This is a genomic window from Actinomadura napierensis, from assembly GCF_039529375.1.
Lineage (GTDB): Bacteria > Actinomycetota > Actinomycetes > Streptosporangiales > Streptosporangiaceae > Spirillospora > Spirillospora napierensis.
The window spans coordinates 58,546-69,041 of sequence record NZ_BAAAMR010000059.1; the positions used below are offsets into that span (position 1 = coordinate 58,546).

At 74.1% G+C, this 10,496-nt stretch carries 11 protein-coding genes and 4 tRNA genes; 7 read left to right on the forward strand and 8 right to left on the reverse strand.

Features of this window, described 5'->3' with window-relative positions; translation table 11 throughout:
• Nucleotides 1–125: 125 nt before the first annotated feature.
• On the reverse strand, nt 126–1,001 hold the full coding sequence (locus ABD296_RS29060; protein WP_344274012.1) for a LysR substrate-binding domain-containing protein: 876 nt from the start codon (nt 999–1,001) through the stop codon (nt 126–128).
• 75 nt (nt 1,002–1,076) lie between these two features.
• On the opposite strand from ABD296_RS29060, the gene kdgD reads away from it, so the two are divergent.
• Together kdgD and ABD296_RS29070 are read left to right on the forward strand one after the other, a co-directional pair.
• On the forward strand, nt 1,077–1,991 hold the full coding sequence (gene kdgD / locus ABD296_RS29065) for a 5-dehydro-4-deoxyglucarate dehydratase (RefSeq protein WP_344274015.1): 915 nt from the start codon (nt 1,077–1,079) through the stop codon (nt 1,989–1,991).
• A gap of 1 nt (nt 1,992) precedes the next feature.
• Nucleotides 1,993–3,135, forward strand: a complete 1,143-nt coding sequence (locus ABD296_RS29070) for an L-talarate/galactarate dehydratase (RefSeq protein WP_344274019.1) — start codon at nt 1,993–1,995, stop codon at nt 3,133–3,135.
• Between the two features lie 33 nt (nt 3,136–3,168).
• On the opposite strand, the gene ABD296_RS29075 is transcribed toward ABD296_RS29070, so the two are convergent.
• The 6 genes from ABD296_RS29075 to ABD296_RS29100 form a co-directional block, all read right to left on the reverse strand.
• Nucleotides 3,169–3,241 (reverse strand) — tRNA-Lys (locus tag ABD296_RS29075).
• A 13-nt stretch (nt 3,242–3,254) separates the two neighbouring features.
• Nucleotides 3,255–3,327: transfer RNA gene (locus ABD296_RS29080), tRNA-Glu, on the reverse strand.
• A 27-nt stretch (nt 3,328–3,354) separates the two neighbouring features.
• Nucleotides 3,355–3,426, reverse strand: a tRNA-Arg gene (locus ABD296_RS29085).
• Between the two features lies 1 nt (nt 3,427).
• Nucleotides 3,428–3,499: transfer RNA gene (locus ABD296_RS29090), tRNA-Phe, on the reverse strand.
• A 400-nt stretch (nt 3,500–3,899) separates the two neighbouring features.
• Nucleotides 3,900–4,043, reverse strand: a complete 144-nt coding sequence (locus tag ABD296_RS29095; RefSeq protein WP_344274022.1) for an LPFR motif small protein — start codon at nt 4,041–4,043, stop codon at nt 3,900–3,902.
• Nucleotides 4,044–4,096: 53 nt separating this feature from the next.
• Nucleotides 4,097–4,891 (reverse strand): putative protein N(5)-glutamine methyltransferase, encoded by a 795-nt coding sequence (locus ABD296_RS29100; RefSeq protein ID WP_344274025.1) that lies wholly within the window; start codon nt 4,889–4,891, stop codon nt 4,097–4,099.
• Nucleotides 4,892–5,113: 222 nt separating this feature from the next.
• On the opposite strand from ABD296_RS29100, the gene ABD296_RS29105 reads away from it, so the two are divergent.
• The 4 genes from ABD296_RS29105 (at nt 5,114) to ABD296_RS29120 (ending at nt 8,470) form a co-directional block, all read left to right on the forward strand.
• The gene (locus tag ABD296_RS29105; RefSeq protein WP_344274028.1) at nt 5,114–5,824 is read left to right on the forward strand and encodes a 2OG-Fe(II) oxygenase; all 711 of its coding nucleotides are present in this window, start codon (nt 5,114–5,116) and stop codon (nt 5,822–5,824) included.
• Between the two features lie 64 nt (nt 5,825–5,888).
• A complete protein-coding gene (locus ABD296_RS29110) occupies nt 5,889–6,722 on the forward strand; it encodes a pentapeptide repeat-containing protein (protein WP_344274031.1) in 834 nt (277 codons plus the stop codon).
• A 60-nt stretch (nt 6,723–6,782) separates the two neighbouring features.
• A complete protein-coding gene (locus tag ABD296_RS29115) occupies nt 6,783–7,340 on the forward strand; it encodes a hypothetical protein (RefSeq protein WP_344274034.1) in 558 nt (185 codons plus the stop codon).
• Nucleotides 7,337–8,470 (forward strand): PrsW family intramembrane metalloprotease, encoded by a 1,134-nt coding sequence (locus tag ABD296_RS29120; RefSeq protein WP_344274037.1) that lies wholly within the window; start codon nt 7,337–7,339, stop codon nt 8,468–8,470. The genes ABD296_RS29115 and ABD296_RS29120 overlap by 4 nt, the downstream gene beginning before the upstream one ends.
• A gap of 9 nt (nt 8,471–8,479) precedes the next feature.
• On the opposite strand, the gene ABD296_RS29125 is transcribed toward ABD296_RS29120, so the two are convergent.
• Nucleotides 8,480–9,850: an MFS transporter gene (locus tag ABD296_RS29125; protein WP_344274040.1), complete on the reverse strand. Its 1,371-nt coding sequence runs from the start codon at nt 9,848–9,850 to the stop codon at nt 8,480–8,482.
• A 96-nt stretch (nt 9,851–9,946) separates the two neighbouring features.
• On the opposite strand from ABD296_RS29125, the gene ABD296_RS29130 reads away from it, so the two are divergent.
• Nucleotides 9,947–10,496 (forward strand): LysR family transcriptional regulator (locus ABD296_RS29130; RefSeq protein ID WP_344274043.1); only part of this gene is annotated, 550 nt, incomplete at its 3' end.

The following is a 10,496-nucleotide window of genomic DNA, read 5'->3' on the forward strand; positions in this document are numbered from 1 at the left end:
ACGGGGCCGTTACTTTGACGACCAATATTTGGACGCCAAAGTAAGCGAGCGGGGCGGAGCCGGTCAAGGCGACAGCGCGCCTCCAGGAGGTGGCCATCACCACAGTCCCCTCCAGACGCCGCGTGTCAGATGTGCTCCAGCAACCTCGACAGGGCCGGGTTGTCGTTGCCGGGCCGCCAGGTCAGGCTCAGCTCCACGGGGGCCGGGTCGGGAAGCTCCAGCGGACGGAACGTCAGGCCCGCGTACCGCAGCCTCGCCGCCGCCTCGGGGACGAGCGCGAGGCCCCATCCGCCGTCCACCAGCGCGAGGATGCTGTGCACCTGGCTGAGGTACTGCGCGTAGACCGGGGAGACTCCCGCCCACCGGAACAGCCCGACCAGCAGTTCGTGGAAGTAGCGGGCCTCGACCGGCGAGTACATGATGAGCGGCTGCCCGTCGAAGGCGTCCAGGCGGAGCGGGCCGCCACCGGCGGCGAGCGGATGCCCGTTCGGGACGGCGGCCAGCAGCGCCTCGCGGTCGGCGGCCCGCTCCTCCAGCTCCGGCGCGGCGACGGGCGGGCGGACCAGGCCGAGGTCGAGGGCGCCTTCGGTGAGGGCCCGCACCTGGTCGCGGGTCACCATCTCGCGCAGCACGATCTCGACGTCCGGCAGGGCGGACCGCGCGGCGTCCAGCAGCCGGCCGAGCGCGGCGTAGGCGCTCGCCGCGGTGAACCCGACCGCGATCCGGCCGGCCTCCCCGGCCGACACCCGCCGCGCCGACAGCGCCGCGTGGTCGGCCTGGTGCAGCAGCCGGCGCGCCTCCACCAGGAACGCGCGTCCCGCGGGCGTCAGCCGGACCGAGCGGTTCGTCCGGTCGAACAGCCGCACCTTCAGCTCGCTCTCCAGCAGCTGGATCTGCCGGCTGAGCGGCGGCTGGGTCATCCGCAGCCGCTCGGCGGCCCGGCCGAAGTGCAGTTCCTCGGCGACGGCGACGAAGCTCGCGAGCTGGGTGAGGGTGAACAAACGATTCCCTGCGGGTATCAGTGGATCCGATATTCGTGTTGGACCTGGATCAATCGGCCATTCTAGCCTCGGGTCATGAGCGAGCACGCGCCCGACGAGACCGCCCGGCTGCTCGGCTCCGGGCTCCTGTCGTTCCCCGTCACCCACTTCCGCGACGACCTGTCCTTCGACGAGGACGCCTACCGCGCCAACATCGCCCGGCTCGGGCACGAGGGCGTCGCGGGGCTGTTCGCGGCGGGCGGCACCGGGGAGTTCTTCTCCCTCACCCCCGCGGAGGTCGGCCGGGTCGTCCGGGCCGCCGCCGCGGAGACCCCGGACGGCGTCCCGCTGATCGCCCCCGCCGGGTACGGCACCGCCACCGCGGTCGAGATGGCCCGCGACGCCGAGCGGGCGGGCGCCGACGGCATCCTGCTGTTCCCGCCCTACCTCACGGAGGCGCCGCAGGACGGGCTCGTCGCGCACGTCCGCGCGGTGTGCGAGGCCACCGGGCTCGGCGTGACGGTCTACAGCCGGTCCAACGCCGTCTACCAGGACGGCACCGTCGCGCGGCTCGCCGAGGCGTGCCCCAACCTCGTCGGGTTCAAGGACGGCGTCGGCGACCTGGAGCTGATGACGCGGATCCGGTCGCGGCTCGGGGACCGCCTGGTCTACATCGGCGGGCTGCCGACCGCCGAGACGTTCGCGCTGCCCTACCTGGAGATGGGCGTGACGACCTACTCCTCGGCGATCTTCAACTTCGTGCCGGACTTCGCGCTCGGGTTCTACCAGGCCGTCCGCGCCCGCGACCGGGACGAGGTGCGGCGCCGGCTGGCCGATTTCGTGCTGCCGTACTGCGAGATCCGCAACCGCAGCAAGGGGTACGCGGTCAGCATCGTCAAGGCGGGGATGCGCGCCGCCGGGCGTCCCGCCGGGCCCGTCCGGCCGCCGCTGACCGACCTGACCGAGGCCGAGCTCGCCGACCTGACGGCCCTGGTGGAGAAGGTGCTCTGAGATGACGGGCGGGGCCACGCTGGACCGCGTCGCGTGGATCGAGCTGTCCTCGGTCACGCTGCCGCTCGCCGTCCCGGTCAGCGACGCGAAGGTGCTGACCGGGCGGCAGCGCCCGATGACCGAGGTCGTGTTCCTGTTCGCCGAGATCGGCACCGAGGACGGGCACGAGGGCATCGGGTTCGGCTACTCCAAGCGGGCCGGCGGGCCGGGCCAGTTCGCGCACGCCGCCGAGATCGCGCCCGCGCTGATCGGCGAGGACCCCAGCGACATCGCCAAAATCTGGACGAAGCTGGCGTGGGCGGGCGCGTCGGTCGGACGCGGCGGGCTCGCCGTCCAGGCGATCGCCGCCATCGACATCGCGCTGTGGGACCTGAAGGCGAAGCGCGCGGGCCTGCCGCTGGCCAAGCTGCTCGGCGCGCACCGCGACTCCGTCCGCTGCTACAACACCTCCGGCGGGTTCCTGCACGCGCCTCTGGAAGAGGTCCTCGACAACGCGTCGGCGTCGCTGGCGTCCGGGATCGGCGGCATCAAGATCAAGGTGGGGCATCCCGACCACGCCGAGGACCTGCGCCGCGTCACCGCCGTCCGGGAGCGCCTCGGCGCGGCCGTCCCGCTGATGGTGGACGCGAACCAGCAGTGGGACCGGCCGGCCGCGCTGCGGATGGGCCGCGCGCTGGAGGAGTTCGGCCTCACCTGGATCGAGGAGCCGCTGGACGCCCACGACGCCGAGGGCCACGCCGCCCTCGCCCGCGCGCTGGACACCCCGGTCGCGACCGGGGAGATGCTGACCAGCGTCGCCGAGCACTGCGCGCTGATCGACGCGGGCGCGGCCGACGTCCTCCAGCCGGACGCGGCCCGCATCGGCGGCATCACCGAGTTCCTGAGGCTCGCCGTCCTGGCGGACCACCGGCACCTGCAGCTCGCCCCGCACTTCGCGATGGAGATCCACCTCCATCTGGCGGCGGCGTACCCGTCCGAGCCGTGGGTGGAGCATTTCGACTGGCTGGACCCGCTGTTCAACGAGCGTCTCGTCATCACCGACGGCCGGATGCACGTGCCCGCGCGTCCCGGCCTCGGCATCACGCTGAGCGAGCAGGCCCGTGCCTGGACGACCCAGCGAACCCGCGTCGGCGCGCGCCCCTGACATCCGGCATCGCGGGAACCGCGTCCCGCGTCGTGCCGCCCGGAGGAATCGAACCTCCATAGCCGGGGTAAGAGCCCGGAGTCCTCCCTGGTTGAACGAGAGCGGCGTGTTCCTGCTCGTACCGCACTCGAGAATCGAACTCGATACTCCCGGGTGAGAACCGGGTGCCTCAACCATTTCGGCATGTGCGGCGTGCGGCGGAGCCGGCCGGCTCCGCGGTACCTCTGCCAGGACTCGAACCCGGGCCCCCGCGTTCGTAGCGCGGTGCTCTGTCCACTGAGCTACAGAGGCGTGGCCATCCGAGGAGTCGAACCTCGTCCTCCCGGTTTTCAACCGGGCGCTCATCCGCATGAGCTTGAAGGCCGTCGGGAAGCACGGACTATTGAGCTACTGACCCATGATTTTGGTCTTCACTTGTCGATTCGCGTTTGCGCGCAGCGTCGGAAGAACGCCTGGCGAATGGTCGAAGAAAGCATGAAAAAAAGCCGCCGGGATGTCTCCCTGGCGGCCTCCGCGGAGCCTGGATCGGCCCTAGTCGGAGAAGTCCCGGGGGACGCGGAGGACTTCCTGCGGTCGAGCTTCGAAGCGCTGGGGCTGCTTCGCCTGCTTGGCGTTGATGGCGGCCATCTCAGCGGCTCCCTTCCGGCTCGTCCGTGCGTTTCGTTACTCATATGGTGAGGGAAGGCACGCGAATGCGCAACACCCTTTTTTACGCGAAATCGCCCCGGGTTCCCGCGGGAACCCGGGGCGATCCGGAATGGGCGTCAGGCGGCCCGGCCCCGGCGGGTGCGGGACGGACGGCCGCCGCGCGAGGGGGTCAGCAGGCGGCCCAGCACACGGAACGGCAGGGTCACGATGTTCACGATGGTGCCGATGATGGCGCTGAGCGCTGCACTGATGCGGCGCATGAGATTCACTCCTTCACGTCGTCCTGGTCCGTTCCATACCCTCACGTGGCGTTCTACACGGGCCGGGCGCCGATGATCACCGTGGCGTAGAGCTCCTCCGAGCGGGCCACGGTCGCGGTGAGGCCGCTGCGGGCGACCGCGTCGGCGGCGTCGGCGACCTGCCGCTCGGTGGTCTCGAACAGCAGGCGCCCGCCGGGCGCCAGCCATCGCGGCGCCTCGGCCGTCACGCGCCGCAGTACGTCCAGGCCGTCCGCGCCGCCGTCCAGCGCGACGCGCGGCTCGTGCGTCCGCGCCTCGGCGGGCAGCAGGCCGACCTCGCCGGTCGGCACGTACGGGACGTTGGCCAGCAGCACGTCGACCCGTCCGCGCAGGCCGGCTGGCAGCGGGTCGAACAGGTCCCCTTCGTGGACGTGCCCGCCGGCGGGCACGACGTTGCGGCGGGCGCACCGCACCGCGGCGGGTTCGACGTCGGCGGCGTGCAGTTCGAACGCGTCCAGGCCCGCGACGAGCGCGACGCCCAGCGCGCCGGAACCGCAGCACAGGTCGACGACGACCGGCCGGGGCGGCAGGAGCCGGGCGGCCTGCCCGACGAGGAACTCGGTGCGGCGGCGCGGGACGAACACGCCGGGCTCGACGGCGATCCGCAGCCCGCGGAAGGCGGCCCAGCCGACGACGTGTTCGAGCGGGAGCCCGGCGGCCCGCCGTTCGACCATCGCGGTGGCCTCCGCGGGCGTGCGGGCGGTGGAGAGGATCAGTTCCGCCTCGTCCTCGGCGAAGACGCAGCCGGCGGCCCGGAGGGCGGAGACGACGGACTCGGGCGAGGGGGACGGTGGTGCGTGACCGGACATGGGCGCCTTTCGGAAGACCGGTGGGCGCTCCCCCGGCCGCCTAGGGTCGGCCGGCCGCACGCTCGCGAGGCGGGAGCACCCGGACTGGGTTGGCAGGAACGGGACTCACCTCCTCGTCGATCCGCTGCGGACGACGGCCACATTACCGCAGCGGCGCAACCTCCCTGCTCGCACCGGTGTTCACCGGAGACGGGCACAGCACGAGCGAAGGGAGGGCCCATCATGGGCGGCTACGCGGACAGGGTCGCGGAGGGCGACTGGGCGGCGATCGGAGGGGAGGTGGACGCCTACGGTTGCGCTCTCACTCCGCCGCTGCTGACGAAGGAGGAGTGCGGGGAGATCGCCGGGCTCTACGACGACGCGGGCCGGTTCCGTTCGACGATCGACATGGAGCGGTACCGGTTCGGTGCGGGCCAGTACCGGTACTTCGCCGAGCCGTTCCCGGACCCGGTCCGGGAGCTGCGCGAGGCGCTGTACCCGCGGCTGCTGCCGATCGCCCGCGACTGGGCCGCGCGGCTGGGACGTCCGGCTCCCTGGCCGGACACGCTGCCCGAATGGCTCGGCATGTGCCATGACGCCGGCCAGACGAAGCCGACGCCGATCCTGCTGAGCTACGGCCGGGACGACTGGAACGCGTTGCACCGCGACCTGTACGGCGACCTGGTGTTTCCGCTCCAGGTCGTCATCGGCCTGGACGATCCGGGCGTCGACTACACCGGCGGCGAATTCCTGATGGTCGAGCAGCGGGCGCGCGCCCAGTCGCGGGGCACCGCGACGCTCCTCCCCCGCGGCCGCGGCCTGGTCTTCACCACGCGGGACCGTCCGGTACGGACGCGGCGAGGCTGGTCGGCGTCCCCGGTCCGGCACGGCGTCAGCGTGGTGCGGTCGGGGCACCGCCGGACGCTCGGGCTGGTCTTCCACGACGCCGCCTGACGGTGGTCACGGCACGGGCGGAAGGGCGCGACAATGGAGCGTTGACCAGGACGGGGGTTCACGCGTGCCGGACAAGAGCGGGCTGAAGGCCGATTGCGGGGCGTGCTTCGGGCTTTGCTGCGTCGCGCTGCCGTTCGCGAAGTCGGCGGACTTCGCGGTCAGCAAGGAGGCGGGGCAGGCCTGCGACAACCTGCTGGCCGACTTCGGCTGCGGCATCCACACCGAGCTCCGGGAACGCGGTTTCCCGGGCTGCACCGTCTTCGACTGCTTCGGCGCCGGCCAGAAGGTGTCGCAGGAGACCTTCGGCGGGCGGGACTGGCGGCGTGGACCCGACGTCTCGGCCCCCATGTTCCGCGTGTTCCCGGTGATGCGGCAGTTGCACGAGCTGCTCTGGTACCTGACGGACGCGCTGGAGATGCCCGCCGCCGCGCCCGTCCATCCGGAACTCCGCGCGGCGCTGGACGAGACGGAGGCGCTGACCCGCGGCGGCCCCGCCGAGGTCGCCGCCGTGGACGTCCCGGCGGTGCGCGAGACGGTGAACGTCCTGCTGCTGCGCGCCAGCGAACTGGTGCGCGGCGAGGTCCCGGGCCGCAAGCGGAACCACCGGGGCGCCGACCTCGTCGGGGCGCGGCTGAAGGGCGCGGACCTGCGCGGGGCGAACCTGCGCGGCGCCTGCCTGATCGGGGCCGACCTGCGGAAGGCCGACCTGCGGTCCGCCGACCTGATCGGGGCGGACCTGCGGGGCGCCGAGCTGGCGGGCGCCGATCTGACCGGTGCGCTGTTCCTCACCCAGGCGCAGGCCGACGCGGCGCGGGGCGACGCCGCGACCCGGCTGCCCGCGGCGCTGGCCGCACCCGCCCACTGGACATCACGCCGGACCGCCCCCGAACCCACCTGATCTTGTTTAGTCCCCTCGTCGGGGGGCATTTCCCGCAGCGCAGGTCATCAGGGGGGCCACGTGGCGCGGGTGAGATGGTGGGGCACGGGGCTCGTGGTCCTGGTGCTGCTCGTGCTCGGCGGCGGGCTCCCCCTGGTCGACAAGGCGCTCGGCAGCGGCGGCTCCGCGCTGGCGGCGGGCACCGTCGTCGCGGTCGGCACCGAACGCGCCGGCGTCCGCCCGCTGACGTTCACGGTCCCGGCGGCCGGCTGGGTGCTGGACGCGGCGGAGTCCTCGCTGACCAGCAACGCCGAGCTGTCCAACAACGAGGTCGTGTTCAACCTGAACGCGGTCGTCCCGTTCGGGTCGCTGGACAACGCGCGCCTGTGGAACGGGCTCGGCCGGATCGTCTCGATGGGCGGCGGGCGGCTGCCCGGGAGCCCGCGGGCCGTCACGACCGGGCACGGGCTGGCCGGGCTGACCGGCGCGCTCGCCGGGCACGGCAAGGTCGGCACGGCGAGCGCCTTCGCCAAGGACGACCTCGGCGCGACAGTGACGGCGGTCGGCCCGCCGGACGCCTACCGCCGCCTCGCCGCCCAGGTGCGGGCGATGGTCCTCAGCATCGAGATCTCGCCATGACGCGCCGTCCCGCGTTCTGGCTGTGGGCCGTGATGTGCCCGCTCGGCGCCTGGATCGCGCTGCGCGCGATGGACGCGCAGATCGCGGAGTTCCCGGCGGCCGCGGTGGCCGGGTTCGCACTGCTGGCGCCGGTCCTCGTCCTCGGGGTGTGGGGGCTGCGGCGGCTGCATCCCGTCCGCCCGCGGCCCGTCGGGTACGCGATGATCGCGGTGGCATGGGGCGGGCTGGCCGCGTTCGGGACGGCGCTGGTCGCCAACGCCGCGTTCCAGGCCGTCATCGCCAAGACCGCCGGGCCGGAGTTCAACGCCCGCTGGGGCGCGTCGATCGCCGCGCCGGTCGACGAGGAGCTGCTGAAGCTGGCGGGCGTGGCGGTGCTGGCGCTGATGGTGCCGTGCGCGGTGCGCGGGCCGCTGGACGGCTGGGCGTACGGCGCGCTGGCCGGGCTGGGGTTCCAGATCGTCGAGAACTTCCTGTACGTGCTGAACACGATCGTGCTGACCGGCGGGACGCAGGACACGAACGCGGCGTTCTTCACCTTCGGCGGCCGGGTGATCGGCGGCGCCTGGTGGAGCCACTGGGCGATGACCGCGGTCGGCGGCGCCGGGCTCGGCTCCCTGCTCGGACGGGCCACGCGGCCGACGGCCGCGCTCGCGTTCGGCTCGCTCCTCCTCGCCATGGCCCTGCACGCGTGGTGGGACTCCCCGCTGCTGCCCGGGGCGGCACTGCTGCCGCTGAAGGGCGCGCCGATCCTGCTGGCGGCCGTGATCGCGTACCGGCTGGCGCGGCGCCGCTACCTCGTCCGGTTCCGGCGGGTGGCGGCCGAGGAGACGGCGCAGGGCGTGCTCCTGCCGGGCGAGGACCGGGTGCTGGCCTTCCGGCGGTGGCGGCGCAAGGAGCGGTGGGACGTGCCGACCGGGGAGCCGCGGCGGCTGCTCGCCCGGCTGCGGGCGGCCGAGCTGGACCTGCTCGAGGACGGGTTCAGCGGGCTGGAGCCGGATCCGCAGGCCGCGGACCGGCTCCGGGCCGAGATCGCCGTGCTGCGCCGCCGTCTGACCGCCGCGCGGGCCGGTCCCGTCCGGCCGGGTGCGGACGCCGCCCACCCCGACACCGCCCACCCCGACACCGCCTGACCCGTATGGCTACCGCCTGAACCGTCCGGCGAAGGCGACCGCGAACGCGGCGGCGCAGACGGCGACGGCGACGAACAGCGCACGGCCGGCCTCGCCGCCGTCCTGCCCGACGGCCGCGAACGCGCCCATGATCGCGACGCCGAGGGTGGCGCCGAGCTGCCGGACGGCGTTGAGCAGCCCCCCGGCGGCGCCGGCGGTGCCCTCCGGCGCGGCGGTGACGACCAGGGTCGCCAGCGCCGGGAGCGCGAACGAGACGCCGAAGCCGGTGCACAGCAGGCCCGCGAGCAGCGCCGGGTAGGACGCGCCGGCCGACAGGACGGCCCCGAACAGCACGCCGCCGGCGGTCAGCAGGCCGAGGCCGGCGAGCACGGGCGGGCGCGGTCCGGTCCGCGCCACGATCCGCCCGGTGACCAGCGGGTTGAACGCGAACGGCAGGGTCATCGGCAGGAACGCCAGGCCGGTCCGCAGCGCCGACATCCCGAGCGTCTCCTGGAAGACGAGCGGCAGCACGAACAGCACGCCCGTCATCACGAAGTTGACGGCCGCGCCCGCGACCAGCGAACCCGGCATTCCGGGCGCGCGCAGGATCGCCGGGACCAGCACGGGCGCCGCGCTCCGCCGTTCCAGCACGCCGAACGCGATCGCGGCGGCGAGCGTCCCGGCCGCCGAGCAGGCCGCGTGGACGCGGGCGCCGGAGCCGAGCGCGATGAGCGCGTCGGTGAGCAGGCCGAGCGTGAGGCACGCGACGATCTGGGCGGGCCAGTCGATGGTGCGGTCGCCGCGCGGGCAGTGCACCCGGGGCCCGGCGACCAGGGCGAGGACCAGGACGGCGAGCGGCACGTTGATCAGGAAGATCGCCCGCCAGCCGGCCAGCCCGACCAGGGCGCCGCCCGCGATCGGCCCGGCGGCCAGCGCGGCGCCGCTGGTGGCCGCCCAGGCCGCCACGGCCTTCGCGCGCTCGGCCGGCACCGGGTAGAGCCGGCTGATCATCGCCATCGAGGCGGGCACGCACGCCGCGGCGGCGACGCCGAGCACCGCGCGCAGCGCGACCAGCGTCCACAGGTTCGGGGCGAAGGCGCTGAGCAGCGACGCGGCGCCGAAAACGGCGATGCCCGCGCGGAACGCGCGGTGCGCACCGTGGCGGTCGGCGACCGCTCCGGCCGACAGCAGCAGCGCGCCGAAGACGACGGTGTAGCCGGTGACGGCCCATTGCAGGCCCGCGACCGTCCCGTGCAGCGAGCGGGCGAGGTCGGGCTCGGCCACCGACAGGACGGTGGTGTCGAGCAGCACCATGAAGTAGCCGAGCGATATGCCGAACAGGGCGGGGCGGCGCCGCGCGCCGCCGGACGCCACCGCGTCCGGGGAGAGAACCGTGGTCATGGCGCCCAGTCTGGAAACAGCGGGCCCGGGGCTCCACCGGCCTGCCCGCACGCCGCGTTCGGAATATCCGAACGCTCGCGCGAGGTTGCTCCGAGCATGGAGTTGCGTCAGCTGCGGACCTTCGAGGCCGTCATCGAGCACGGCACCGTCACCGACGCCGCGAACGCGCTCGGCCTCGCGCCGTCGTCGGTGTCGGAGCAGATCCGGACGCTGGAGCGCTCCCTCGGCGTCGCGCTGTTCGAGCGCGGCCCGAAGGGGATGCGGCTGACCGGGGCGGGCGAGCGGATGCGCGGATGGGCCGGACGGCTGCTGGCGCAGGCCGAGCAGGCGCGCCAAGAGGTCGTGGGCGAGCCCCCGGTGGTGCGGCTCGGCGCGTTGGAGACGATCGCGGCGACCCACCTTCCGGCGGTGCTGGAGCGGGTCGCCGAGCGGCGGCCCGGCCTGCGCGTGGAGGTCCGCTCGGACGCGGCCCGCGACCAGCTGCTCGGCGCGGTCGCCGGCGGCGACCTGGACGCCGCGCTGCTGCTGGACACCGGCACCGGCCTCGGCGACCTCGGCTTCGCGCCGCCGCCCGGGCCGCTCGGCTTCGTCGACCTGGCGCCGGTGCCGCTCGCGCTGGTCGCCGCGCCGGGCCACCCGCTCGCCG